General features: G+C 72.1%; 20 protein-coding genes and 1 other RNA gene. 9 read left to right on the top strand and 12 right to left on the bottom strand.

Going from position 1 to position 25,928, the window contains the following annotated elements; translation table 11 throughout:
* Positions 1 to 17: 17 nt before the first annotated feature.
* The 5 genes from JNX00_RS09620 (at position 18) to JNX00_RS09600 (ending at position 4,471) form a co-directional block, all read left to right on the top strand.
* Positions 18 to 779 carry an SDR family oxidoreductase gene (locus JNX00_RS09620; protein WP_204744812.1) on the top strand — a complete coding sequence of 254 codons (762 nt, stop codon included), beginning with the start codon at positions 18 to 20 and terminating at the stop codon, positions 777 to 779.
* Between the two features lie 14 nt (positions 780 to 793).
* Positions 794 to 1,909 carry a GTP 3',8-cyclase MoaA gene (gene moaA, locus JNX00_RS09615; protein ID WP_204744811.1) on the top strand — a complete coding sequence of 372 codons (1,116 nt, stop codon included), beginning with the start codon at positions 794 to 796 and terminating at the stop codon, positions 1,907 to 1,909.
* Between the two features lie 15 nt (positions 1,910 to 1,924).
* Complete coding sequence (gene mobA / locus JNX00_RS09610) at positions 1,925 to 2,554, top strand: molybdenum cofactor guanylyltransferase MobA (RefSeq protein WP_070397965.1); 630 nt, start codon at positions 1,925 to 1,927, stop codon at positions 2,552 to 2,554.
* Positions 2,551 to 3,825 (top strand): gephyrin-like molybdotransferase Glp, encoded by a 1,275-nt coding sequence (gene glp / locus JNX00_RS09605; RefSeq protein WP_204744810.1) that lies wholly within the window; start codon positions 2,551 to 2,553, stop codon positions 3,823 to 3,825. The genes mobA and glp overlap by 4 nt, the downstream gene beginning before the upstream one ends.
* A gap of 121 nt (positions 3,826 to 3,946) precedes the next feature.
* Positions 3,947 to 4,471 (top strand): hypothetical protein, encoded by a 525-nt coding sequence (locus JNX00_RS09600; protein WP_204744809.1) that lies wholly within the window; start codon positions 3,947 to 3,949, stop codon positions 4,469 to 4,471.
* Positions 4,472 to 4,477: 6 nt separating this feature from the next.
* Here the strand turns inward: JNX00_RS09600 and JNX00_RS09595 are convergent, their stop codons facing one another.
* From JNX00_RS09595 to JNX00_RS09580, 4 genes are all read right to left on the bottom strand, one after another.
* Positions 4,478 to 7,573 (bottom strand): efflux RND transporter permease subunit, encoded by a 3,096-nt coding sequence (locus JNX00_RS09595; RefSeq protein WP_204744808.1) that lies wholly within the window; start codon positions 7,571 to 7,573, stop codon positions 4,478 to 4,480.
* Positions 7,574 to 7,604: 31 nt separating this feature from the next.
* Complete coding sequence (locus JNX00_RS09590; protein ID WP_204744807.1) at positions 7,605 to 8,750, bottom strand: efflux RND transporter periplasmic adaptor subunit; 1,146 nt, start codon at positions 8,748 to 8,750, stop codon at positions 7,605 to 7,607.
* Positions 8,751 to 8,937: 187 nt separating this feature from the next.
* Positions 8,938 to 9,372: a ribonuclease HI gene (gene rnhA / locus JNX00_RS09585; protein ID WP_070397970.1), complete on the bottom strand. Its 435-nt coding sequence runs from the start codon at positions 9,370 to 9,372 to the stop codon at positions 8,938 to 8,940.
* Positions 9,373 to 9,438: 66 nt separating this feature from the next.
* Complete coding sequence (locus JNX00_RS09580; protein WP_204744806.1) at positions 9,439 to 10,206, bottom strand: class I SAM-dependent methyltransferase; 768 nt, start codon at positions 10,204 to 10,206, stop codon at positions 9,439 to 9,441.
* Between the two features lie 68 nt (positions 10,207 to 10,274).
* Between JNX00_RS09580 and gloB the strand changes: the two genes are divergently transcribed.
* Together gloB and JNX00_RS09570 are read left to right on the top strand one after the other, a co-directional pair.
* Positions 10,275 to 11,048, top strand: a complete 774-nt coding sequence (gene gloB, locus JNX00_RS09575) for a hydroxyacylglutathione hydrolase (RefSeq protein WP_070397972.1) — start codon at positions 10,275 to 10,277, stop codon at positions 11,046 to 11,048.
* The gene (locus tag JNX00_RS09570; protein ID WP_204744805.1) at positions 11,045 to 12,685 is read left to right on the top strand and encodes a transglycosylase SLT domain-containing protein; all 1,641 of its coding nucleotides are present in this window, start codon (positions 11,045 to 11,047) and stop codon (positions 12,683 to 12,685) included. Before gloB ends, JNX00_RS09570 begins: the two co-directional genes overlap by 4 nt.
* A 24-nt stretch (positions 12,686 to 12,709) precedes the next feature.
* On the opposite strand, the gene JNX00_RS09565 is transcribed toward JNX00_RS09570, so the two are convergent.
* The 4 genes from JNX00_RS09565 to dnaX form a co-directional block, all read right to left on the bottom strand.
* Positions 12,710 to 13,768, bottom strand: a complete 1,059-nt coding sequence (locus tag JNX00_RS09565; protein WP_204744804.1) for an ABC transporter substrate-binding protein — start codon at positions 13,766 to 13,768, stop codon at positions 12,710 to 12,712.
* Between the two features lie 82 nt (positions 13,769 to 13,850).
* Positions 13,851 to 14,453 carry a recombination mediator RecR gene (recR, locus tag JNX00_RS09560; protein WP_070397975.1) on the bottom strand — a complete coding sequence of 201 codons (603 nt, stop codon included), beginning with the start codon at positions 14,451 to 14,453 and terminating at the stop codon, positions 13,851 to 13,853.
* Positions 14,454 to 14,464: 11 nt separating this feature from the next.
* Positions 14,465 to 14,797, bottom strand: a complete 333-nt coding sequence (locus JNX00_RS09555; protein WP_070397976.1) for a YbaB/EbfC family nucleoid-associated protein — start codon at positions 14,795 to 14,797, stop codon at positions 14,465 to 14,467.
* A 112-nt stretch (positions 14,798 to 14,909) separates the two neighbouring features.
* Complete coding sequence (gene dnaX, locus JNX00_RS09550) at positions 14,910 to 16,865, bottom strand: DNA polymerase III subunit gamma/tau (protein WP_204744803.1); 1,956 nt, start codon at positions 16,863 to 16,865, stop codon at positions 14,910 to 14,912.
* Positions 16,866 to 16,935: 70 nt separating this feature from the next.
* Between dnaX and ffs the strand changes: the two genes are divergently transcribed.
* An RNA gene (gene ffs, locus JNX00_RS09545) (signal recognition particle sRNA small type) lies at positions 16,936 to 17,032 on the top strand.
* A gap of 14 nt (positions 17,033 to 17,046) precedes the next feature.
* Positions 17,047 to 17,400: a DOPA 4,5-dioxygenase family protein gene (locus JNX00_RS09540; RefSeq protein ID WP_070397978.1), complete on the top strand. Its 354-nt coding sequence runs from the start codon at positions 17,047 to 17,049 to the stop codon at positions 17,398 to 17,400.
* A 139-nt stretch (positions 17,401 to 17,539) separates the two neighbouring features.
* On the opposite strand, the gene JNX00_RS09535 is transcribed toward JNX00_RS09540, so the two are convergent.
* The 4 genes from JNX00_RS09535 to JNX00_RS09520 all read right to left on the bottom strand — a co-directional run bounded on the left by JNX00_RS09535 (position 17,540) and on the right by JNX00_RS09520 (position 25,788).
* Positions 17,540 to 18,490: a hypothetical protein gene (locus JNX00_RS09535; protein ID WP_204744802.1), complete on the bottom strand. Its 951-nt coding sequence runs from the start codon at positions 18,488 to 18,490 to the stop codon at positions 17,540 to 17,542.
* Between the two features lie 130 nt (positions 18,491 to 18,620).
* A complete protein-coding gene (locus tag JNX00_RS09530) occupies positions 18,621 to 19,937 on the bottom strand; it encodes a TIGR03862 family flavoprotein (RefSeq protein WP_204744801.1) in 1,317 nt (438 codons plus the stop codon).
* Positions 19,934 to 23,206: a UvrD-helicase domain-containing protein gene (locus JNX00_RS09525; RefSeq protein WP_070397981.1), complete on the bottom strand. Its 3,273-nt coding sequence runs from the start codon at positions 23,204 to 23,206 to the stop codon at positions 19,934 to 19,936. Before JNX00_RS09525 ends, JNX00_RS09530 begins: the two co-directional genes overlap by 4 nt.
* Positions 23,203 to 25,788, bottom strand: a complete 2,586-nt coding sequence (locus JNX00_RS09520; protein ID WP_204744800.1) for a PD-(D/E)XK nuclease family protein — start codon at positions 25,786 to 25,788, stop codon at positions 23,203 to 23,205. The genes JNX00_RS09525 and JNX00_RS09520 overlap by 4 nt, the downstream gene beginning before the upstream one ends.
* Between the last annotated feature and the right edge of the window lie 140 nt (positions 25,789 to 25,928).

Genomic DNA, 25,928 nt, shown 5'->3' with positions numbered 1-25,928 from the left:
CCACAGAGGCACATCCCATGCGAGTGAAAGACAAGTCCATCATCGTCACCGGCGCGGGTGGCGGCATCGGCGAGGGCATCGCCCACCGATTGGCCGAAGAAGGCGCGCAGGTCATCGTCAACGACGTCAACACCGCCGGCGGCGAGCGCGTGGTCGCCGACATCACGGCCAAGGGCGGGCGCGCCAGCTTCTTCGCCGCCGACGTCACGCGCTCCAGCGACATGAAGGCCCTGGTGCAGGCGGCCGTGCAGCGCCACGGCCGCCTCGACGCTATGGTCAACAACGCCGGCTGGACGCACAAGAACCAACCTGCGCTGGACGTGAGCGAGGAAGAGTTCGACCGCTGCTACGCGGTCAACGTCAAGAGCATCTACCTCGCGGCCGTGCACGCGGTGCCCGTGTTCCGCGCCAACGGCGGCGGTGCCTTCATCAACATCGCCTCCACCGCTGGGGTGCGCCCGCGCCCCGGCCTCACCTGGTACAACGGCTCCAAGGGTGCGGTGATCACCACCAGCAAGTCGCTCGCGGCCGAGTTCGGGCCGGACAACATCCGCGTCAACTGCATCAACCCGGTGATGAACCCCTTCACCGGCCTGGGCACGGCCTTCGCGGGCGGCGAGCTCACCGACGAGCGACTGGCCAAGTTCCGCAGCACCATCCCGCTGGGGCGCTTCTCCACCCCCGAGGACGTGGCCAACGCCGTGCTCTACCTCGCCAGCGACGAAGCCGCGTTCATTTCCGGGGTTTGCCTGGAGGTGGACGGCGCCCGCTGCGTTTGAACCACAATCGGGGGATGTCCGAACGGGTCATCCCCCTCATCGACCAGCGCCTGCAGCGGCGCGCCGCCACGGTGCCGGCACAGCCCGTGGCCGCCACCGGCCTGCTGGGCGACGCCCTGGGCCGCCCGCTGCGCGACCTGCGCATCAGCGTGACGGACCGCTGCAACTTCCGCTGCAGCTACTGCATGCCGAAGGAAGTGTTCGACAAGGACTACCAGTACCTGCCGCACGGCGAGCTGCTCAGCTTCGAGGAAATCACCCGCGTGGCGCGCCTGTTCGCCGCGCACGGCGTGCAGAAAATCCGGCTCACCGGCGGCGAACCGCTGCTGCGCAAGAACCTGGAGATCCTGGTCGGCCAGCTGGCCGCGCTGCGCACCACAGAAGGCCGACCGCTGGACCTGACGCTCACCACCAACGGCTCGCTGCTCGCGCGCAAGGCCGCCGCGCTCAAGGCCGCCGGCCTGCAGCGCGTCACGGTCAGCCTCGACGGCCTGGACGACACCGTCTTCCGCGCCATGAACGACGTCGATTTCCCCGTGGCCGAGGTGCTCGCCGGCATCGAGGCCGCGCAGGCCGCGGGCCTGGGGCCGATCAAGGTCAACATGGTGGTCAAGCGCGGCACCAATCACGACCAGATCCTGCCGATGGCGCGCCACTTCAAGGGCACCGGCATCGTGCTGCGCTTCATCGAGTACATGGACGTGGGCGCCACCAACGGCTGGCGCATGGACGAGGTGCTGCCCAGCGCCGAGCTCATCGAGCACATTCAGCGCGAGCTGCCCCTGGTGCCACTGGACCCCACCGCCCCTGGCGAGACCGCCGAGCGCTGGGCCTACGCCGACGGCTCGGGCGAGATCGGCGCCATCAGCAGCGTGACGCAGGCCTTCTGCGGCGACTGCAACCGCGCCCGCCTGTCCACCGAGGGCCAGCTCTACCTCTGCCTGTTCGCCACCGAAGGCCACGACCTGCGCCACCTGATTCGCGGCGGTGCGAGCGACGCCGAGCTGGCCAGCGCCATCGGCGCCATCTGGCAAGGCCGCGACGACCGCTACTCGCAGCTGCGCGCCTCGCTGCCGCCCGAGCCCGGCGCGGGCAAGCGGCGCGTCGAGATGAGCTACATCGGTGGCTAAGCCTCACTTCCTCGAATGATCCATCCCAGAGAAATCACGGCACTGGTCCTGGCCGGCGGCCGGGGCTCGCGCATGGGCGGGGCCGACAAGGGCCTGCAGAAGTTCAATGGCACGCCGCTGGCGCTGCACGCGCTCATGCGCCTGCAGATGCAGGAGGGCGACCACATTGGCGAGCTGATGCTCAACGCCAACCGCAACCTCGGCGCCTACGAGGCCTTCGGCGTGCCGGTGTGGCCCGACACCCTGAGCGACTACGCGGGCCCGCTGGCCGGGTTTCTCACCGGCCTGGAGCGCGCCGAAACGCCCTACCTGCTGACGGTGCCTTGCGACACGCCGCGCTTCCCGCTGGACCTGGCGCGGCGCCTGGCCGCCGCCTTCGACGACCCGGCCACCGACATCGCCATGGCCAGCGCGCCCGAGAACGGCAGCGCGCCGCGCGCGCAGCCGGTGTTCAGCCTGTTGCGCGTGCAACTGCTGGAGAGCCTGGTGGCCTTCACGCAGGCCGGCGGCCGCAAGATCGACCGCTGGACCGAGCAGCACCACACCGTGCTCGTGCCCTTCGACCAAGCCGGCGACGACCCCCTGGCCTTCTTCAACACCAACACCCTGGACGAGCTGCACGCGCTGGAGCAGGGCCGCCCATGAAGACCATCGACCAGATCGCCGCCGAGCTGCAGGGCTACGACCCCCAGGCCCTGACCGCCGAGCGCGTCAATGCATTCCTCGCGCGGCTCGTCGAGCCAATCACCGACACCGAGGACGTCGGCATCTTCGAGGCCCTGGGCCGCGTGCTGGCCGAGGACGTGGTCTCGCCCATCAGCGTGCCGCCCCACGACAACTCCGCCATGGACGGCTTTGCCTTCGATGGCGCGGCGCTGGGTTCGTCGCCGCTGGTGCTGCGCTGCCAGGGCACGGCCTTCGCGGGCAAGGCCTGGGCGCACCCCGTGGGCGCGGGCGAGTGCCTGAAGATCATGACCGGCGCCATCATGCCGGCGGGCCTGGACACGGTGGTGCCGATCGAATTCGTCCGGGTCGATGGCGACACGGTCACCATTCCGCCCGGCGTGGTCAGACCCGGCGACAACCGCCGCTTCATGGGCGAAGACCTGATGGCGGGCCAGCCCGCGCTGCGCCGTGGCCAGGTGCTGGGCCCCGCCGCGCTGGGCCTGGTGGCCAGCCTGGGCCTGCCCGCGGTGCGCGTGCGGCGCCGCGCGCGCGTGGCCTATTTCTCCACCGGCGACGAGATCCTGAGCCTGGGCGAGGCCCCGCGCGAAGGCGCGGTCTACGACAGCAACCGCTACACCGTGTTCGGCCTGCTCACGCGCCTGGGCGTGGAGGTGATCGACATGGGCGTGGTCCCCGACCGGCCCGCCCGCCTGGAGGCCGCCTTCCGCGACGCCGCCGCGCGCGCCGACGCCGTCATCACCAGCGGCGGCGTCAGCATGGGCGAGGCCGACCACACCAAGGCCATGATGAAACAGCTCGGCGACGTGGCCTTCTGGCGCATCGCCATGCGCCCGGGCCGCCCGATGGCGGTGGGCCGCATCACCGACGGCGCCAAGTCCGCGGTGCTGTTTGGCTTGCCGGGCAACCCGGTGGCCGTGATGGTGACCTTCCTGGCCTTCGTGCGCCCGGCCCTGCAGCGCCTCATGGGCGCGGACGTGGCGCCACCGGTGCTGCTGCAGGCCAGGAGCGGCGAGGCCATGCGCAAGAAGCCCGGCCGCACCGAGTACCAGCGCGGCACCGTCGAGCGCGCGGCCGACGGCACGCTGGTGGCCCGCACCACCGGCAACCAGGGCTCGGGCGTGCTCAGCTCCATGGTCCAGGCCAATGGGCTGATCGTGCTGCGACACGACCAGGGCAACGTGGCCGTGGGCGACACCGTCGAGGTGATGGTCTTCGACGGGGCGATCTGAGGGCACGGGCGGCGAGGCCCGCTCCCCCTGGGCCCGGCATCGGCCATGCGGCCGAACGCGGAACGAATGGCGGCCCGCGGCGACTGAAGCGGCATTGTCAGCATCGATTCCACGGACCGATATGAGACATTGCCCTGCCCCACCCGACGCCGCCCCCCTCGAGCAGCCCCCAGGAGACGCCAGCGACCCCGGTGAGGCCGGCGTCCCATCGCTCGACGAAGCCACCCGGGTGGTCAAGGGGTTCATGGACCGGCTCACCGCCGACCAGCAAGCGGACAAGGCCCTCTGCATGGACCGCGGGCAATGCGCATGGGAGGAACCGATGTCCCTGCGGCGGCTGCTCGACTGCGGGTTCAGCCTCAAGAAGTACCGGCAGACCCGCCAGGCGGCCAGGCAAGCGGCCAGCCTCCGGTTCCAGACCGCCTGCCGCGTACTGGCCGAGGAGCACCCCTTCCTGCTGGTCCGGAACATGGCCTACAAGCTGCTTGCACGAATTCCCGCGCAGGACGTGCGCAGCGGCAAGGCGCTGCGCAGCGCGGCGCGGGACCTGCAGGCCGCGCTCAGCGTGTGCGAGGTCCCCGAGGCAGGCGGGGCGGCCGAGCGGCGCGCCGCACCGGTGCCCGACGCCGTGGGCGCGCCCCTGTAACCGCGGCTACTTGGCGGGTATCGCCCCGGCGTGATCGCCACCCGCCTCGTCGTGCATCACCGGGTGCGCCGACTCGCCCGACTGGCGGCGCGACAGCAGCGTGTACATCGTCGGCACCACGAAGATGGTGAGCAACGTGCCCACCGACATGCCGCCCACGATCACCCAGCCGATCTGTTGGCGGCTTTCGGCGCCCGCGCCGGTGGCCAGGGCCAGCGGGATCGCGCCCAGCACCATGGCGCCCGTGGTCATCATGATGGGCCGCAGGCGCAGGCCGGCCGCCTGCTTCACTGCGTCCAGCTTCTCCAGTCCCTGCTCGCGCAGCTGGTTGGAGAACTCCACGATCAGGATGCCGTGCTTGGTGATCAAGCCCACCAGTGTGATCAGGCCGATCTGGCTGAACACGTTCAGCGTGCCCCCTGAGAGCTTGAGCGCCAGCAGCGCGCCCATCATCGACAGCGGCACCGACAGCATGATGATGAAGGGATCGACGAAGCTCTCGAACTGCGCCGACAGCACCAGGTAGATGAACAGCAACGACAGCACGAACACCAGCGCCAGCGAGCCCGAGGCGTTGCGGAACTCGCGGCTCTGGCCGTTCAGGTCGGTGGCGTAGCCCGCAGGCAAGATCTCGCGCGCCGTCTGTTCCATGAACCGCAGGGCTTCGCCCAGCGAATAGTCGGGCGCCACGTTGGCCGTGATCGAGGCGCTGCGGCGTTGGCCGAAGTGGTTCAGTTCGCGCGGCACCACCACCTCACGCGTGCTGATCAGCGAGGCGAGCGGGATCATCGCGTCGCCGCGCCCGCGCACGAACAGCCGGTCGATGTCCTCGGGCGTGCTGCGGTTGGCCGAGACGGTCTGCACCACCACGTCGTACTGTTCGCCGTCGCGCTTGTAGCGCGTGACCGTGCGCCCGCCCAGCATGGTTTCCACCGTTCGCGCGATGGCGTCCACGCTCACCCCCATGTCGGCCGCGCGCTCGCGGTCCACGTCCATGCGGATCTCGGGCTTGTTCAGGCGCAGGTCGGTGTCGACCTGCACCAGGCCCGGGTTCTGCGCCATGCGGTCCTGGAACTGGCGCACGACGGCCGAGAGGTTTTCGTAGGTGTCGTTGGTGACGATGACGAAGTTGAGCGGTCGCTCGCGAAAGCCCTGGCCCAGCGAGGGCGGCGTGATCGGGTAAGCGCTGATGCCAGGCAGCGCCGCCATGCGCGGCGCCAGCGCGCGCGCGATCTCCATGGTGCTGCGGTCGCGCTCCTCCCAGGCCTTGCCGCGCATGGTCACGCTGCCCTGCGCCACCGAGGGGTTGCCCACCACCGCGAAGATGCGGTCGAACTCCGGCTGTTCCCTGGCCATCTTCTCGATCGCGTCCACGTAGCGGCGCGTGTAGGCCAGGGTGGCGCCGTCGGGCCCGTTGATGTTGGCCAACACCACGCCGCGGTCTTCCATGGGCGCCAGCTCCGAGCGCGTGGTGCTCAGCAGCCACCAGCTCGCGCCAGCGCTGGCGAGCATCACGCCCACCACCAGCCAGCGCACCTGCAGCGACAGGCCCAGCAGGCGGTCGTAGCCCTGGTTGATGCGCACCAGAACACGCTCCATGAAGCGGTCGAAGCGGCCGGGCTGGTCCACGTGGCGCAGCAGCTTGGAGCACATCATGGGCGAAAGCGTGAGCGCCACGAAGCCCGAGACCACCACCGCACCCGCCAACGCCAGCGCGAACTCGGCGAACAGCCGCCCGGTGCGCCCCGGCGTGAAGGCCAGCGGCGCGTACACCGCCGCCAGCGTGAGCGTCATGGCCACGATGGCGAAACCGATCTCGCGCGCGCCCTTGATCGCCGCGTCGAAGGGCTTCATGCCCTCCTCGATGTGGCGGTAGATGTTCTCCAGCATCACGATGGCGTCGTCCACCACCAGGCCGATGGCCAGCACCAGCGCCAGCAGCGTGAGCGTGTTGATGGAGAAGCCGAACAAGCCCATCAGCGCGAAGGAGCCGATCAGGCTGACCGGGATGGTGATCAGCGGAATGACCGAGGCGCGCAGCGTGCGCAGGAACAGGAAGATCACCAGCGCCACCAGCACCACCGCTTCGGCGATGGTGGTGTAGACCGCCTTGATGGAGCGGTCGATGAAGATGGAGTTGTCGTTGGCGACCTCGATGCTCACGCCCTTGGGCAGTTCGGCGGTGATGCTGGGCAGCATGTTCTGCACCGCGGCCGACAGCTCCAGCGGGTTGGCCGTGGCCTGTCGAATCACGCCCAGCGACACGGCGTCGCGGCCGTTGTAGCGCACCGAGGTGCGCTCGTCCTGGGGCGCCTGCTCCACGCGCGCCACATCGCCGATGCGGATGGTCTGGCCCTTGACCGTGCGGATGCCGATGGCGCGGAACTGCTCGGGCGTCTGCACGTCGGTGGCGGCCGTCACGTTGAACTCGCGCTGCGAACTCTCGATGCGCCCGGCCGGCACCTCCAGATTGGAGCGGCGCAGCGCGTCCTCCACGTCCTGCACGGTCAGGTTGTAGGCGGCCAGGCGGTCCGGGTCGAGCCAGATGCGCATGGAGAAGCGCCGCTCGCCCCAGATGCGCACGTCGGCCGCGCCGGGCGCCGTCTGCAGGCGCGGCTTGATGAGGCGGTTGGCCACGTCGCTGAGCTCCAGGGCCGACACCGTGTCGGAGTTGAGCGCGAGCCAGATGACGGGCGTGGCGTCGGCCTCGACCTTGGCGATGGTGGGCTCGTCGACGTCGTCGGGCAGTCGCTGGCGCACGCGGCTGACCTTGTCGCGCACGTCGGCGGCGGCGGAGTCGGGGTCGCGCTCAAGCTTGAAGCGCACCGTGATCTGGCTCTGCTCCTGCCGGCTGATGGAGGTGATGATGTCCACCCCCTCGATGCCGGCGAGCGAGTCTTCCAGCACCTTGGTGACCTGGGACTCGATCACCTCGCTGGAGGCGCCACCGAAGCGGGTGGTGACGGTGACGGTGGGCTCGTCGATGCGCGGGTACTCGCGCACGGTGAGGTTGTTGAACGAGACCAGGCCCACCAGCAGGATGAGCAGCGACAGCACGGTGGCGAACACCGGCCGGCGGATGGCGACTTCGGGCAGTTGCATGCGGGCCTCCGGTGGCGAGCGCGCGGCGGCGTCAGTTGGCGGCGGCGGCGCGCGCCGCCAGGTCCACCACGCGCACCACGGTGCCGTCGCGCTGCAGGCGCTGCTGGCCGGCCACCACCACGGTGTCGCCGGGCTTCAGGCCCTGGGTGATCTGCACGTCGGCGCCGCGGCGCACGCCCAGCTCCACCTCGACGCGGCGCGAGGTGCGCTTGCGCGCGTCGCCCTGCCCCTGCTCGTCGATCACGTAGACGTACTGGCGGCCGCCCTGGGGCACCAGGGCCTCCTCGGGCACCACCAGCGCGTTCTCATTCACCGAAAACACGATCAGCACGCGCGCGAACATGCCGGGGCGCAGCGCCTGGCTGGGGGAGGACGGCATCTCGGCGCGCACCGCGATGGAGCGGCCGTTGGCGTCCAGCAGCGGATCGACCGCGAGCACACGCGCCTGGTAGCGCTGGCCGGGCAGCGCGTCGAGCTGCACCTGCACGGACTGGCCCGGGGCGATGCGGTTCTGGTAGCGCTCGGGCAGGCGGAAGTCCACGGTCAGTTGGGAGGTGTCTTCCAGGTTGACGAGCGGATCGCCGTCCTTCACGTACTGGCCCAGGTTGATGCTGCGCAGGCCCAGCGTGCCGTCGAAGGGCGCGGTGATGCGCATGCGCTGCAGCCGGGCCTGGGCCAGGTCCACCTGGGCCTCGGCCACCTGCAGGGCGGCGCGGCTTTCGTCCACCACGCGCGCGGCCACGAAGCTCTGGGCCAGCAGCTCCTCATTGCGCTTGAGGTTGGCGCGCGCGATGGACAGCTGGGCCTGGGCCTGGCTCAGCTCGGCGCGCTGCAGCGTGTCGTCGAGCTGCACCAGCAATTGGCCGCGCTTGACGCCCTGGCCGTCCTTGAAGGCAATGCGGGCGACGCGGCCCGCCGTTTCGGGCTTGAGGGTGACGGCCTGGCGCGAGTTCAGCGAGCCCACGGCCTGGGCGTCGTCCTGCAGGCGCGCCTGCTTGACGGCGGCGATCTCCACGCTGACCGGACCGGCGCCGCCGGGCGCGCGGGGCGCGGGGGCCGCACCCGCCGAGCCGGACACGCCCGAGGCGCGCGGCTGCTGCTGCCACCACCAGGCACCGCCCAGCGCCAGCGCCAGGCCCAGCACCGCCAGCCAGACCGTTGATTTGGGTTTCGCCATGAAGTCTCCGCTCGAATACTGCCGTTGGCCCTGTCGCCGTGGGGAAACAGTTTCCATGCCAACAATCCTTACATTGTGCAGTCCACGCCAGAAGCGGCGCAACCAAGGGGCACCGCTGAACCGGCTGTGCCGGGCCGCAGGTGCCGCCCCCCTTGGGGGGTCGCGCGAAGCGCGGCGGGGGGGCTTTCTAGTTCGGCACGCCCCGGTTGGCCAGCGCGTCGGCGCGCTCGTTGCCGGCGTGGCCGGCGTGGCCCTTGACCCAGTGCCACTCGACGCGGTGCGGCCCGCCGTGCACCAGGGCGTCGAGGCGCTGCCACAGATCGGCGTTCTTGACGGGCTGCTTGCTCGCCGTCACCCAGCCCTTCTTCTTCCAGCCGTGGATCCATTCGGTGATGCCCTTGCGCACATACTCGCTGTCCAGGTGCAGCGACACCTGGCAGGGCCGCTTCAGGGCGGACAGAGCCTGGATGACGGCCATGAGTTCCATGCGGTTGTTGGTGGTGTCGCGCTCGCCGCCCCACAACTCCTTCTCATGCCCGCCGGATTTCAAGTAAACGCCCCAGCCGCCGGGGCCGGGATTGCCCTTGCAGGCGCCATCGGTGTAGATCACCACGTGGTCCAAAGAATGCTCCATCCAAAGAAAAAAATGCCCGATGGCCGTGCCCGCCGCGGCGCGGCGGCGAGTGCCTCAGCGCCGTTGCCGGTTGGCCAGCGGCACCGGCGCCGTGGCCGGCAGGCGGCGCGGCTTCCAGGCCGGGCCCAGCAGGCGCATGCCGCGCACCCGCTTGACCGCGGTGGTGACGTGCACCGCACCGAAGATGGGCCACCAGCGCGCGCCGGCGCGGTCCATCCAGCGCAGGCGGTGCAGCCATTTGTCGGTGCGCACCGCCGGGCGGTAGCAGCCGCAGTGCTGGGCCTCGACCTCGAAGCTCAGCAGCCGCAGCCAATCGCGCAGGCGGCCCGGCCCGATGAACTCGCCCGCGTCGGGCAGGTACGGGCGCGTGCCCCGGCCCAGCCGCTGCATGGCGCGCGCACGCGCCTGGCGCATGCCCCACAGGCTCGCGGGATTGAAGCCGGTGAGCACCACCCGCCCCTCGGGCACCAGCACGCGCTCCACCTCCCGCAGCACCTGGTGCGGGTCGGCGCTGAGCTCCAGCGTGTGCGGCAGCACCACCAGGTCGAGGCTGGCTTCGGGAAACGGCAGGGCCGCGGCGTCGGTGACCAGGGCCACGCGCGCGCCGTCGATGGCGGGCGCATCGCCCTCGGGCAAGGCCAGCCAGCGCTGCGGCATGCGGTTGGCGCGCAGCGCGTCGAGCTCGGGCACGCCAAGCTGCAAGGCATGGAAACCGAACACATCGGCCACCGCCAGGTCGAACCGGTCCTGCTCCCAGGCCAGCAGGTACCTGCCAGGCGGGGTCGCGAACCATTCGGTCAACCCTATAATTTTTTCGGTCATCGGCGCGGGGGCGTATTCACAGTGCCCGCACTCTACACGCCCCCTCCCCTGCGCCCACCGCAGCCCCCATGCAGCTCCTGCCCATCCCCGCCTTCACCGACAACTACATCTGGCTGCTGCACGACGGCCGCCGCGCGCTGGTGGTCGACCCGGGCGAGGCCTCGGGCGTGCTGGCCACGCTGAAGGACCTGGGCCTGGCGCTCGACACCATCCTCATCACGCACCACCACGCCGACCACACCGGCGGCGTGGCCGCCCTGCGCGAGGCCACGGGCGCCCAGGTCATCGGCCCCGTCCACGAGCCCATGCCCGAGCCGCTGCGCCGCGTGGGCGGGGGCGAGCGGGTCACGGCGCTGGGCCTGGCCTTCGACGTGATCGACGTGCCGGGCCACACCAGCGGCCACATCGCGTACTACACCCCCGAACTCGACGGCCTGCCCCTGCTGTTCTGCGGCGACACGCTGTTCTCGGGCGGCTGCGGCCGCCTGTTCGAAGGCACTCCCGCGCAAATGCACCGCTCGCTGGACCGCCTGGCGGCCCTGCCGGGCGCCACCCGCGTGTGCTGCACGCATGAGTACACCCTCTCCAACCTGAAATTCGCGCAGGCGGTGGAACCCGGCAACGCCGAGCTCGCGGCCTATGCGCGGCACTGCCAGCAGCAGCGCGCGCGCAACCAGCCCACCCTGCCCAGCTCCATCGATCTGGAGCGGCGCATCAACCCGTTTCTGCGCACCGCGGAACCCGAGGTGGTGGCCGCGGCTCAGCAACAGGCACCCGGCCTCTCGGCCGATCCGGTGGCCGTGTTCGCCACGCTGCGCGAATGGAAGAACGTTTTCCGATGACCCCTTGTCTTGCCCCGGCGCTCGCGCGCCTGCGTGGCGGTGCCCGGCGCCTGGCGCTGGCCCTCGCCCTCCCGGTGGCGCTGGCCGGCTGCGCCAGCACCGTCGCCGTCAACGCCCCGGACTCGCCCGCCGCCAGCGCGCCCACCGGCGACCCCGCCTCCAGCACGCGCGGCGGCCCGGCCGTTCGCCTGCCCGGCAACGTGCCGCTAAGCGACCTCGCCGTCGCGCCGATGGACGCGCCCACCGTGACCTCGCTGGCCGCGCCCGCCGACCTGTGGGAGCGCATCCGCCGCGGCCTGGCCCTGCCCGACCTGAACGACGAGCTGGTGCGCCAGCACGAGCAGTGGTACCTCTCGCGCCCCGACTACATCCAGCGCATGACCGAGCGCTCCAGCCGCTACCTCTTCCACATCGTTGAGGAGATCGAGGCGCGTGGCCTGCCCATGGAGCTGGCGCTGCTGCCCTTCATCGAAAGCGCCTTCAACCCGCAGGCCGTGTCCAGCGCGCGCGCCGCCGGCATGTGGCAGTTCATGCCCGCCACCGGCGCCTCCTTCGACCTGAAGCAGAACGCCTTCCGCGACGACCGGCGCGACGTGCTGGCCTCCACCCGCGCCGCGCTCGACTACCTGGAGCAGCTCCACGCGCGCTTCGGCGACTGGCACCTCGCCCTGGCCGCCTACAACTGGGGCCAGGGCAACGTCAGCCGCGCCATCACGCGCAACCAGCGCGCGGGACTGCCCACGGGCTACGGCGACCTCATCATGCCCGCCGAGACGCGCCACTACGTGCCCAAGCTGCAGGCGGTGAAAAACATCGTGGCCAATCCGGCGCGCTACTCGGCCACCCTGCCCGACATCGGCAACCACCCCTTCTTCGACACCGTCGCCATCGAGCGCGACATGGACGTGGCCGTGATCGCGCGCCTGGCCGAGGTCGAGGAGGCCGACGTGCGCGCGCTCAACCCGTCCCTCAAGCAGCCGGTGGTGATGGCCGCCGGCACGCCCCAGGTGCTGCTGCCCTGGGACAACGCGGTGATCTTCCAACGCAAGCTGCAGGCCTACAGCGGCCCGCTGGCGAGCTGGACCGCCTGGGTGGTGCCCAGCACCATGACGGTGGCACAGGCGGCTGAGCGCGTGGGCATGAGCGAAGCCGAACTGCGCAAGGCCAATGCCATTCCGCCGCGCATGCGGCTGCGCGCGGGCTCCAGCCTCATCGTGCCGCGCAACGGCAAGCTGGACCGCGACGTGCCCGCCCACGTGGCCGACAACGGCACCCTTAGCCTGCAGCCCGAAGTGACCACGCGCCGCGTGGTGGTGAAGGCGCGCAAGGGCGAAAACGTGGCCCGCCTGGCGCGGCGCTATGGCCTGAGCGCGGCGAGCGTGGCCGAATGGAACCACCTCTCGGTGGGCAGTTCGCTCAAGACCGGCCAGCGCGTGACCCTGCACCTGCCGCAGCGGGCCAAGGCCAGCGGCACCGCCACGGCGCGCACCACCAAGGCGGCCAAGCCGCGCGCCAGCGCCACCCGCTCGGCGTCGGCGAAGAAGGCAATGGTCAAGAAGCCGGCCAGCGCCAGCAAGTCTTCGTCTGGCAAAACCCGCTCGGCCAGTTCGGGTTCCAGCAAGACCGCGCGCAAATGAAACGGCGCGGCGCGCGGGCGGGCCTCAGGCCCTGAAGCGCGCTTTCGCCTTCTGCGCGAAGGCGTTCGTGAAATGCCGCGCCACCTCGGCCGGTGCCAGCAGCGTTCCCTCCCCCACGCGGTTCATGGCCTCGGGACCGCCGCGCGGCATCAGGCCATCGGCCGTCCAGGCGTCGCGCGAGCGCTCCACCGTGGCCAGGTAGATCGCCCGGTCGCCCTGGAAGTGGCTCTCGGGCACGGTCTTGATGAGGTCCGAGGGACCGGCCGTCTGCAGCCATTTGAGCGCGTGCACCACGGCGTCGGTCAGCGCCTGCGTCACGCGCGGGTACTGCGCCAGGAACTCGGCCGGCGCGCTCAGGCAGCCCACCGGCACGGGCCCGCCGAACACCTCGGTGGTGCCGCCCAGGCTGCGCGTGTCCACCGCCACGCGCAGCTCGCCCAACTGCTCGAGCAGCGTCATCATGGGATCGGCGTGGCACAGCGCGTCCAGTTGCCCGCCGCGAAACGCCAGCAGCGCCGCCCCGGGGCTGGGCTGGTGCAGCACCTGCACCTCATCCTCCCTCACCTGTTCGCGCTGCAGGAACGCCGTGAGCACGCTGCGGGCCAGCGGGTCCTTGGCGTGCAGGCCGATGCGCCGCCCGCGCAGATCGGCCGGACCGCGAAACCCCGGCACCGTCTTGTGCGACACGCCCAGCACCACCTGCGGCGCGCGGCCCTGCACCACGAAGCTCTGCCAGCCCAGGGCGTGCGCCGGGGGCGCGATCAGCTGCGCGAAGGGCACACACGCCACGTGCGCCGCCTTGGCCTGCACCGCCGCCATGGCCTGGCCCAGGTCGGGAAACTCGCGCAGCTCCACGTCCAGGCCTTCCTCACGGAAGAAGTGGCGCTGTTCGGCCACCGTGAGCGGCAGGTTGCCCAAGCCGGTGCGCGGCTCCAGCGCGATCACGATGCGGGTGTCCACCAGCTTGGGCGGCCAGGGGGCCGGACGCGGGGTGGGCTGAGTGGCCCCGGCCGGGCCCGCACCGGCGGCCAGCGCCAGCCCCGCCATGGCGGCGCTCCACTGGCGGCGGTTCAGGGGACCCATGCGCCGAGATTAGGGGGGCCAGACGCGCCCGCCATCCGGGCGAGTCCTGAGCGGGTTTACACCGACCCGCGGGACAGGAACTTCAGCGCCGATCGACCAGGGCGTGCGCGATGGTGCCCAGGTCGACGTACTCGAGCTCGCTGCCCACCGGCACGCCGCGCGCCAGGCGCGTGACCTGCAGGCCCCGGTCCTTCAGCGCCTGCGCGATGACGTGCGCGGTGGTCTCGCCCTCGGCGGTGAAGTTGGTGGCCAGGATCACCTCGCGCACCGGTACCTCGGCGGCGGGGTCGTCCACGCGGTCGAACAGCTTGTCCAGGCCGATGTCGCGCGGGCCCACGCCGTCGAGCGGGCTGAGCTTGCCCATGAGCACGAAGTACAGGCCCTTGTAGGCCCCCGTGCGTTCCATGGCGGCCTGGTCGGCCGGCGTTTCCACCACGCAGAGCTGGCTGCGGTCACGCCGCGGGTCGCGGCAGGTGGCGCAGACCTCGTCTTCGGTGAAGGTGTGGCAGAGCGCGCAGTGGCGCACCTCGCTCACCGCCGCCTGCAGGGCACCCGCCAGCAGCTGCGCACCCTCGCGGTCGTGCTGCAGCAGGTGAAAGGCCATGCGCTGCGCCGACTTCACGCCCACGCCTGGCAGGCGCCGCAGCGCCTGCACCAGGTTCTCCAGGGAATGGTTGTCGGCCACCGGGCGCGGGATCAGAAGGGGAACTTCATGCCCGGCGGCAGGCCCGGCATGCCAGCGGTGAGCTTGCCCATCTTCTCGTTGGAGGTCTCCTCGGCCTTGCGCACAGCGGCGTTGAAGGCCGCGGCCACCAGGTCTTCGAGCATGTCCTTGTCGTCGGCGAGCAGGCTGGGGTCGATGGTGATCCGCTTGACGTCGTGCTTGCAGGTCATGACCACCTTGACCAGGCCAGCGCCGGATTCGCCCGTGACCTCGACGTGGGCGAGTTCTTCCTGAGCCTTCTTGAGGTTGTCCTGCATGGCCTGGGCCTGCTTCATGAGGCCGGCGAGTTGTCCTTTGTTGAACATGGCAATCCTTGGGGTTGATCGGGGAACACCGCGGAACCGCCCTTTGTCATGTTCAGGACGGGCCGCTGGTGTGCCCCTCAGAGGGGGTCGCGCGAAGCGCGGCGGGGGTGATTCAGCTTATCGCCTTGAGCGAGCCGGGCACGATTGTGCCGCCGAAGTCGCGCATCATGGCCTGCACGAAGGGGTCGCCGAGGATCTGCTGCTCGGCCTCGCGCTGGCGGCGCTCGGCCTCGGCGGTGGCGCGCCGCGCGGGCGAATCGGTGACCACTCCATTCTCCAGCGCGAGTTCGACCGTGTGCCCCGCGGCGTGCAGCGCGGCCATGAGCCGTTCGCGGTTGCTGCCCTGGGCCAGGGTTTCGCGTTCGATGCGCAGCAGCCAGCGCGGACCGTCGCGCGACACCAGCTGCGACTGCAGCGCCAGCTCGCGCGTGAGCGCGGTGATGGCGCCGCTGTCCGCGAGTTGCTGCACCAGCCCGGTCCAGAAATCGCCCTCGGGCGTGGGCTGCAATGGCGCGGCGGCGGGCCGGGGTTGGTCGAGCCGGCCCGGCGAGCCCGGGTCGCGCACGGGAATGCGCACCACCGGCGCGGCCGTGGGGGCCGGTGCCGCGGGTGACCGGGCCGCCGTGGGCGCCGGCACAGCATCCCAGGGCGGCAGGTCCTCGTCGGGCTCGGGCCAGGGGGCCTCGTCATCGGGCGGTCCATCGAAGGCGGCGGGCTCGGGCAACGGCGGCGCGGCGATCGGCGCCTGGGCCCTGGGCGCCACCGGCGCGGGGGCCTGCGGTGGCGCGACGGGAGCGGGCCGCACGCCCGGTTCACCAGCGACCGGCGCCAGCACGGGCGCAACGGGCACCGGGCGCGGTGGCGCGGCCACGGGCGCAGCCGGCACGGCGGGCGCCGCCGTAGCGACCGGCGCAGCCGGCGCTGGCCGGGCCTCAGCCGGCCTCAGAGTTTTTTTTTCCGCCGCGCCCGAAGGCTTGAAGGCAAGCAGGCGCAGCAGCACCATGGTCAAGGCCGCGTACTCGTCGGGCGCCAGGCCCAGTTCGGTGCGGCCGTGCAGGCACAGGCTGTAGAGCAGTTGCGTCTCATCGGCCGGCAGGGCCTCGGCCAGGCGCGCGATCTCGGGCGTGTCGGGGTCGTCGTCGGTGGTGGCCGACTCGGGCACGCTCTGCAACACCGCCATGCGCTGCAGCAGGCCGGTCATCTCCTCCAGCGTGGACGCCGCGCTCAGGCCGTTCACGCGCAGCGTGTTCACGGTGTCCACCACGGCCGCGCCGTCGGTGCGCGCCAGCGCGTCGATGAGGCGCAGCACGTGGCTGCGGTCGACCGCGCCGAGCATCTGGCGCACCGGCGCCTCCAGCAGCTGGCCGCCACCGAAGGCGATGGCCTGGTCGGTGAGCGACAGCGCGTCGCGCATGGAGCCACGCGCCGCGCGCGACAGCAGCCGCAGCGCCTGCGGCTCGGCGTTCACGCCCTCGGCCTGCAGCACCTGCTGCAGGTGTTCGGCCACGGTTTCGGGCGCCATGGGACGCAGGTTGAACTGCAGGCAGCGCGACAGCACCGTCACCGGCACCTTCTGCGGGTCGGTGGTGGCGAGCACGAACTTGAGGTACTCGGGCGGCTCCTCCAGCGTCTTCAACATCGCATTGAACGCGGTGTTGGTGAGCATGTGGACCTCGTCGATCATGAAGACCTTGAAGCGGCCCTGCACCGGCTTGTAGACCGCCTGCTCCAGCAGCGATTGCACCTCGTCCACGCCCCGGTTGGAGGCGGCGTCGAGCTCGGTGTAGTCGACGAAGCGGCCGGCGTCGATGTCGGTGCAGGCCTGGCACACGCCACAGGGCTCGGCGGTGATGCCGCCCTGCCCGTCGGGCCCGGTGCAGTTGAGCGACTTGGCCAGGATGCGCGACACCGTGGTCTTGCCCACACCGCGCGTGCCCGTGAACAGGTAGGCGTGGTGCAGGCGCTGGCTGGTGAGCGCGTTGGCGAGGGCCTGCACCACGTGGCCCTGGCCCACCATCTCGCGGAAATTGCGCGGCCGGTACTTGCGGGCGAGGACGACGTAGGACATCGGGCGATTCTATGCGTCGGGGTACCCGTGCCCGGGAGGCGGTCATGCCCCGTCGCCTACAATCGCGGGTGACGGGCCTTCCCGCATGGTGAAGCGGCCAACCGGGTCAGGTGGGGAACCAAGCAGCCCTAACTGTGGAGCCAGTGCCGGGGTCAAGGCTCGTCACCTTATTTCTTTTTCCATGCCCTCGCGCGATCCCTCTTCCATCGCCAGCTGGCACGCCCACGTCTACTTCGACGCCGCCACGCGCGACGCGGCCTGGGCCTTGCGGGAATTGATCGCCAGCGATCTGGCCGAGCGGGTGCAGATCGGCCGCTTCCACGAGAGGCCCGTTGGGCCACACCCCATGTGGTCGTACCAACTGGCCTTTGAGGCCGACCAGTTTTCGCCTGTGACCAGTTGGCTCGCACTCAACCACGGGGCGCTCGATGTGTTCATCCACCCCAACACCGGCGACGAACTGGGCGACCACCGCGACAGCGCCTTGTGGCTGGGCCGGTCGTATGCGCTGGATCTGAGCGCCTTGAGCGACTGAATTGAGCGACCGAACCGCGCCCGCCAAGCGGCGGGAGGCGGCTTGGCGATTCATCCGCCCCAAACACAACGGGAGATGCCGACAGCATCTCCCGTTGAGGTGGATCGCGATGGCTGGTGCACCGCGCGTCAGTGCGACCTCACAGCCTCGCCTTCGCGAGCTCGTTGTACAGCTTCATGAACCGGTTGGCTTCCGTGGGCGGCACGCGGACCAGGAAGGGCGTGTTCCACAGCAGATGGTGAAGCGCCTCGGTGCGAGAGCCGAATGTGATGCCATGGAACCCGTTCAAGGCTTGGATCGAACGCCCCCCCTTGGCCAGTTTTTCCGTCACACCCGTCGTGATGAACGTCAGCAGGTCCGACACCGGTTGGCCCGCGGATGACTGCGCCTTGAAAGGGTTCCCGCCGCCATACGTCTGACGCGCATAGGCGGTCACGGCGGCGTCGAGCTCCGGCGCCGTCTTGACCTGCGCTTTGCGCCACTTGTCGTATTGCTTCTGCAGTTCGTGAGGCAGCGCCGGTTGGAATGCCGGCACGGGCTCATCGGCGTCGAGTACCGCGAGAGGGCCTTCGCTGGCAGCGACAGGGTCAGACGTCAGCTTCTCCTGAGCCCGCCGAATCAGGTTCTTGCCGAACCCGGTGTCACTCAAGAACCGATCTTTCGCTTTACGCTCTTCTCTATACCGCTGGAGGGCATCGCTGGAGGGGTCGGCCAGCGTGCGCACCGCAGCGCGAATCTCGGGTGTCAATTCGTACGGGCCGCTGCCAACCGCTGGTTTCGCCACCAATTCCGCCGCCTCGCGCACAGAAGGATTTGGGTGAAACAGGCTCTCAATCCCCAGGTCGCGGAAGAACTTCTGCGTGTTCCCGATGGCAATCGGACCGCCTTCCTTCTTGCCCTTGAACCAGGGGGGCGCCATCGTCGACAACACCTTGACGCCTAGCCCCTTGAAGATGAAGGCCTGTGTCGCCTTGGGATTGCGGCTCAGCACCTTATCCACCTTTTGGGCGGTGGCACTGCCCTTGTCGACGTGCACCTGCGGCGCTGCCATGGGAGTCGATGAACGCTTGATGGCGGTGGGTTGGGTCATCGAAGGGCTTTCACGAAGGAGGGAGATGAGGGCAATTGGCAACCCCGGATGGCCGGGGCCTGCGCTGAGTAACGGGCCCCAGGGCAAAGTTCATCCGCGCCCCTCGCCACCGCCACCAAGCCCTGGCCGTTCAGCCCGGCCGCACCCAGCGCCGCATCGCCTCTCCCGCCCACGCTCCGCTGGCCAGGCTGGCCGTCAGCAGGTAGCCGCCAGTTGGGGCCTCCCAGTCGAGCATCTCGCCCGCCACGAACAGGCCGGGCCGCCCGCGCGCCATCAGGCCCTCGTCCAAAGACTCCAGCCGCACGCCGCCGGCCGTGCTGATGGCCTCGGCCATCGGGCGGGGGCGGATCAGGCGCAGCGGCAGGGCCTTGATGGCCGCCGCGAGGCGCGCGGCATCGTGCATGGCCTCGCGGTCCAGGCATTCGTTCAGCAAGGCGAGTTTGATGCCGTCGAGCCCGAGCCGGCCCTTCAAATGGCTGGACAGGCTGCGCGAGCCGCGCGGGTGCGCTACCTCGGCCAGCACGCGCTCGGCCGAGCGGTCGGGCAGCAGGTCCACCCACAGCGTGGCCGAGCCCTCACGCGCGATGCACTCGCGCAGCGGCGCCGACAGCGCGTAGACCAGGCTGCCTTCGACGCCGGTGGCGGTGGCGACGAACTCGCCGCGGTGCCACTGCCGCGCATCTGGGGGGGAAGCATCTGGGAGCGCACCGGGCGGCGCGTTCGGCGGCCCGCCGACCGCCACCGCCACGGTCTTGAAGGGCTGGCCCGCCCAGCGTTCGGCGAACACGGCGCTCCATCCTTCGGCCACCCCGCGCGCCAGCGCACCCGCCACGTCGAAGCCGCAGTTGGCGGCCCGCAGATCGGCCACGTCGAGACCCGCCTCGCGCAAGCGCGGCACCCAGGCGCCGTCGGAGCCCAGGCGCGGCCAGCTCGCACCGCCCAGGGCCAGCAAGGCAGCGCGCGCGTGCACCGTCCGTTCGCCGTCGGGGGTGTGGAAGCGCAGCCCACCATCGGCACCGAAGCCCAGCCAGCGGTGCCGCATGTGGAAGTGCACCGGCTCGCCACCCGGCGCCGGGTGCCGCAGCCGGTGCAGCCAGGCGCGCAGCAGCGGCGCGGCCTTCATGTCGGTGGGGAACACGCGCCGCGAACTGCCGACGAAGGTCCCGATGCCCAGGCCCTCGGCCCAGTCGCGCACCTGCTGCGGGCCGAAGCGTTCGAGCAGGGGCCTCAGCGCCCCGGCGCGTTCGCCGAAGCGCGACACGAAGGACTCGAAGGCTTCGGCGTGCGTGAGGTTGAGGCCGCCCTTGCCGGCGAGCAGGAACTTGCGCCCCACCGAGGGCATGGCGTCGTACAGGTCCACGGGCACGCCGGCGCCCGACAGCACCTCGGCCGCCATCAGGCCCGCCGGGCCACCGCCAACGATGGCCACGCCTTGATCAGGCTTCATTCACCGCTCCATTCGAACACCCGCCCTTGCGGGTTGATGAACGCCAGGCGCAGCGGCTCTCCGGGGTGGATGGCCGACACCGCCGCGCGGTAAGCCGCCATCTGCTCGCGGTGCGCGGGCACGGTGTGCGGCGCTTCGTGGGTCTTGAAGTCCAGCACCCACCAGGTGCCGCTGGCGCGCTCGCGCACCAGGCGGTCGAGGCGGCGCAGCTGTCCGCCGTGCAGCAGCTCCACCTCGTTACCCCATTGTTCGACGAGCTGGTCGTCCCAGGCCCAGGCCGCTTCGCCGCGCACGATGCGGCGCGCGGCCTCGACGGCCCGGGCGCCGCCGGCGGCGTCGAGCGCGTGCCGCTCGGCGGCGGCGCGCTGGTGCGTGGGGGTCCAGTCGAACCCGCGCGCGGGGGTGGGACACCACTGCAGCAGCTGGTGCACGGCGCGACCGAAGCGGGTCTGCTCGTCGGCTTCGGCCGCCTCGGTGTCGGCCACCGGCTCCGGGGCCACGCGCAAGCCGGGCAAGGCGTGCAGGACAAACGGCTCGGCCTCGGCCCGCGCGGCGGGCGCGGCGGCCTCGGGCGCGGCCAGCGGCTCGGCGAGCGGCGACAGCCGCTGCCACCAGGACGCGCCGGCGCTCGCGCGGCCGGGCTCGAAGCTGGACACCACGAGCCGGCGGCCCGCTCGCGTCATGGCCACGTAGAGCGCGTTGAGTTCTTCCAGCGAGCGCGCGCGGCGCTCGGCGTCGAGCAGCGCCTGGGCGCAGAGCGGCGCCGACTTCTCGCTCGCCAGGAAGACGAAGCGGCGCGGCTGCGGCGCCTCGCCGGGCCAGTCGACCAGCACGCCCATGGTCTCGGCGCGCGCGGGCGCGGCGTCGGTGTCGAGCAGCAGCACGGTGTCGGCCTCCAGGCCCTTGGCGCCGTGGATGGTGAGCAGGCGCACTGCGCCGGGCGTGGCCACCGGCGGCAGCGGCGTGCCACCGGCCTTGAGCGCGCGCACGAAACGGTAGGCGCTGAGGAAGCGGCCACCTTCGTGGTCGAGCGCCTGCGCCAGCAGGGCCTGCAGCTGCGCCAGCGTGGCGGCGCGCTGCGCGGGCGGCACGGCGCGCAGGTAGCGCGCGGGCAGATCGCCATCGCGGAACACGAGCGAGAGCGCGTCGTGCGGCGGCAGGTTCAGCAGTGCCTCGCGCCAGGCCCGCCAGCGGGTGGCGGTATCGCGCCACAGCGACGGGGCCTCGGCCGACCCGGCCGCGTCCTGCAGCACGGGCCACCAGCGCGCGCCCGCGCCGGCGGCGCGCACGGCGGCGGCCAGCGCGGCCAGGTCCTCGTCGCTCCAGCCGCCGATGGGCGAGCGCAGGGCGCGCGCCAGGCTCAGGTCGTGGCCCGGCGACACCAGGGCGTCGATGAGCGCAATGACGTCCTGCACGGCGGGCGCCTCGGCCAGGTCCAGCTTCTCGGGCTGTTCGCTGGCGATGCCGCGCTCGCGCAGGGCCTCGTGCATCCAGCCCAGGCGCTCGCGCTTGCGCGCGAGCACCATCACCTCGTCGGCGCGCAACCGGCCGGCGGCGATCTGATCGGCGATCCAGTCGGCCGCCTGGCGGGCCTCCCGCTCGCTCATCAGGTCCTCAGCCAGATGGCGTGGCGTGGCCAGGCTGTCGCGCCAGGCGCCCGGGTCCCCCGCCTCGGTGGGGGCGCGCGCCTCGCGCGGGACCACGGGCAGGGACAGCACCGCACCCGCCTGCGCGCTGGCGGTGGTGTGGGGGCGGAAGGCCGCGCCCACGGCCTCGCCGTACTCGCCCGCGTCCACGGCCCGCTGCAGGACGGTGTTGACGGCGTCCACCACGGCAGTGGCGCAGCGGCGCGTGTGGTCGCAGGCCAGCAGCGAGCCGCCCAGGCCCTGAACCACGAAGGCCTGGGCCGCGCGGAACACCTGCGGCTCGGCGCGGCGGAAGCGGTAGATGGACTGCTTGGGGTCGCCGACGATGAAGACGCTGGGGGCCTGCCCCGGCCCGGCGCCCGCGTAGGCCGAGAGCCAGCCGTACAGGGCCTGCCATTGCAGCGGGTTGGTGTCCTGGAATTCGTCGATGAGCAGGTGGCGCACGCGCGCGTCCAGGCGCTGCTGCAGCCAGCCGGAGAGCTCGGCGTCGCCCAGCAGGCGGCGCGCCGCGCCCTCCACGTCGTTCATGTCGACCCAGCCGCGCTCGCGCTTGAGGTCGGCCAGCGCGCCCAGCAGCACACGCGTGAGCCGCGCGAGCCGCTGGTGGTGCACCCAGGCGCGCTGCTGGCGCTCGGCCTGCAGGGCTTCTTCGATGCGCGTGTGCGCGGCCTGCACGGCGGGCAGCGCATCGGCCTGCTCGCCCAGCTTGCGCGGCGTGCCCTTGGCGGTGGTCAAGGCGGCGATCGCGGCGCGGCCGTCGCCGGCCGATACCGCCTGCTCCAGTTCGCGCGCGGCGGTCTCCGCCTTCTTGGCCTTGGCGAGGCCGCCCAGCGCCGCCGCCGCGGCCAGCAGCTCGGCGCGAAAGCGCTCGCCGCGCACCAACCAGGCCACGGGGTCGTCGCCCGCGCCGGCCCAGCCGGGCATTTGCTCAGCCAGCGGCCGCACGGCGCCGTCGACGGCGCCCGCGCTGTCGGCCCACTGGAACTCCACCCGCTTGGCGACCGCGTTGCGCAGCGCGGCCAGGGTCTGGTGGCGGCCGATGTCGGCCACGCTGGCGAAGAAGTCCTCGCGCGCGGCGGCGTCCTGCGCAAGCGCGGCATAAAACCGCGGCCACAGCCGCTGCAGGATGGCGCTGTCGTCCTCCTGCAGCTCGTACTGCGGCGGCAGGCCCAGCTCTTGCAGCACCGACAGGGGCGCGCCGCGCAGCAGCGCCGCGAACCAGCTGTGGAAGGTGCGCAGCTGCACCGGACGGCCGTGCTGGCGCAGCCGCTCGCGCAGGCCGCGCGCGGCGGGCACCAGGGCGCGCGCGGCGGCCTCGTTCAGGCCGCGCATCACCAGCGCGGCGCACAGTTCGTCGTCGCCCTGCGAGGACCATTCGGCCACCGCCTGCTGCAGGCGCTCGCGCATCTCGCCGGCGGCCTTCTTGGTGAAGGTGATGGCCAGGATGTCCTGCGGCAGCGCGCCGTCGAGCAGCGCGCGCAGGATGCGCGAGACCAGCATCCAGGTCTTGCCGGCGCCGGCGCAGGCCTCCACCGCCACGCTGCGCGCCGGGTCGCAGGCGCGGGCATAGAAGGTCTGCGGGCCGGCGGGCTGGCCGTCGACGCGGTAGGCGAGCCCGGTCATGGCTCTCCCCCATCACCCGTGGCCGCACCGGTCCAGAAATCCTTGCGGCACAGGCCGCGCGCCGCGCAGTACTCGCAGGCCGTGCCCTCGCCCAGCGCCCGCATGGCGGCACCGCCGGCCACGCGGTCGAGGTCGTGCACCAGGCCCTGCACGATGGCGTCGCGCGCGGCCAATACCTCGGTCTGCTCGATCAGCTTCGCGGGTTCGTCGCGCTCGCCGCGCGTGTCGGCGATGCTGAGGTAAGCGGCGCGCAGGCGCGGCTCGGGCAGCAGCGCGGCGTAGAACGCCAGCTGCGTGTCCTCCATCGGCTCCTTCACGCGCGCTTCGGTGCGCGCGCGGCTCTCGGTTTTGTGGTCGATGACGAAGCTCTCGCCGCCCTCGGCGTCGCGCCGCGCGTCGATGCGGTCGAGCCGGCCGTACAAGGCCCAGCGGCCCACGCGCTGCTCGCGCTCGGCCTCGGCCGCCACGAATCGCCAGCCCTCGGCCTCGTGCGGCCAGAGCCAGCGCAGGTAGGCCTCGCGCAGCGCGGGCCAGACGGCGCGGTAGGGCAGGAAGCCGCCGGCCTGCACCTCGTCGCCGAGACCCATGTCCAGCGCCACGCGCTCGGCCAGCGCGTCGAGCGCGGCGCGGTCGGCGTCCTCGCCCGGGCGATCGTCGCCGCGCCCTTCGTGGAAAGCGCGCAGCACCGCGTGCAGCCAGTTGCCCAGGTCGCCCTGGTCGGGCTCGGCGTCGAGCTCGTCCACCTCGTCGAGCCGCAACTGGCGGCGCGCGAAGAAGCGGTAGGGGCAAGTGCGCAGGTCGTCGTAGGCGCTGGCGGACAGGCGTTCGGGCAGCAGCGCGGGCGCGCGGGCCGCCGGCGGGGCCGTGCCGCCCGCGGGCAGGGCGCTGGCGGGCAGCAGCTCGCTGGCCGGGCGCGGCGCGATGCCGTCGATGAAGGCACTGGGCAGCAACGCCTCACCGGCCTCGTGGCGGCGCCACAGCGCGTCCACCGGCGCGCCGTCGAACAGCTGCGCCCAGGCCGAGGCCTCGGCACGCGCCAGGGCCTCGCGGTCGGGCAGGCCCAGCAGCTCGCGCTGCGCGGCGGTCCAGGCGCTGTCGGGCTCGGGGCTGGCGCTCAGGTGGCGTTCGTCGCAGCCGGGTGCCACCACGGCGGCCACGCGGCGGCCCAGGCGCTGCGCCATCGGCAGCACGACGACCTGCGGCGCGCCGGCCACGGTGGGCTGGAACACCGCGCCTTCGAGCACGTCGCGCACCCAGGCGGCGAAGGCCGTGAGCGGCCAGCGGGCCTTGGTGCCGCGCTCGCCGGCGGCGGCCTCACCCAGGCCGTCGAGTTCGTGCGCGCCCTCCCCCAGGCGCAACACGCCGATCAGCTGGCGGCCGGCTTCGTCGGCCTGCAGGGCGGCCCACTGGCCGCTGCGCTCCAGGGCCGCCGCGGTGTCCTGGAGCCACAGCAGCAAGGGGCGCGCGGCCTGCAGTTCGGTGCGCTGGGGATCGATGTCGGCGCCGCGCCAGTCCAGCGGCACGGCGGACCAGCGCGCCACCCCCCTCTGCCGCAGCCGCCGCTCCAGCGACTCCACCGCCTGCGGCGGGAAGGCCGGCGAGAGCTTGAGCCAATCCAGCACCTCGTCGGTGCTGGCGCGCGCGTCGGCCGCGCGCAGCAGGGCCATCAGGCTGGCGGCCGCGCGCGTGGTAGACAGCTTCCAGCCGGTCTCGTCGCGCAGGCGCACGCCAGCGCCCACCAGCAGCGCGCTCGCGCGGCGGGTGAGCAGGCGGTCGTTGGCGATCAGCGCCACCGGCGCACGCCCGGCATTGAGGTGTTCGATGGCGCAGGCGGCCGCGGCCTGGGCCTCGGCCTCGAAATCCTCACAGGCCCACACGCGCGGGGCCGGCTCGGCGGGCGCCGACCAGGCGAGCCGGCCGGCGCTATCGCCCCAGTGGGTCAGCAGGGCCTCGGCCAGCGGGTCGGGGTGGTGGCCGGGCAGGCACAGCAGGCGGTCGGCGTCGGCGCCGGGCGCGGCCAGCGGCGACCACAAGGCGTCGGTGACGTAGGCCGAACTGCCTGCCCAGGTGATGGCCAGGCTCGCCACCAGCGACTCCCATTGCGCGGCGGCCGAGCCCAACGTGGCGGCCAGCGCGGCGCGGCGGTCCTCGGCCCAGGCCGCGCGCCGCTCGGGCGGCTGCGCGGCCGCCAGCGGGGCCAGCTGCCGCGCGGCGCTGATGAGGCGCGCCACCAGTTCGCGGCGCAGGCCGGGCTCCAGGCGCTCGCGCACCACGCGCTCGATCCAGGCGGTGGCCACCAGCGCGTCGCGCGCCATGTCGTGGCTGATGTCGTCCGAGCCCGGCCGCCAGGGCGACAGCGCGGCGGCCCAATCGCGCGCCGTGGTGAAGCGCGGCGCGAAGCCCGAGGCCTGCGGCGCACGGGCGGCCCAGGCGCGGCGCGCCTCGGCCACAAGCGCCCCGTAGGGCAGCAGCACGACCACGCGCGACGGCGCCAGGCCAGCCTGGGCGGCCTGGCGCGCCAGTTCGTCCAGCGGCAGGCGCCACGCGCACGGCACCTCGCCGTCCTGCACAGCGCCGGCCACAAGGGCTGGCTCGTCGTGAGGTCTCGCGGGCGCTGGCGTCATGTATGGGGGGTTTCTGTCACAATGCGGCCGCTCGTACGGGGGAGCCGATGTCGACGCCCGGCCTGCCGCAAGCGCCGCACTGTAACCTCCCACCGCTC

The organism is Hydrogenophaga sp. YM1 (genome assembly GCF_016903055.1).
GTDB lineage: Bacteria > Pseudomonadota > Gammaproteobacteria > Burkholderiales > Burkholderiaceae_C > Hydrogenophaga > Hydrogenophaga borbori.
Note: the sequence above shows the minus strand (reverse complement) of the source record. Positions and strands in the feature narration are given on the sequence as shown.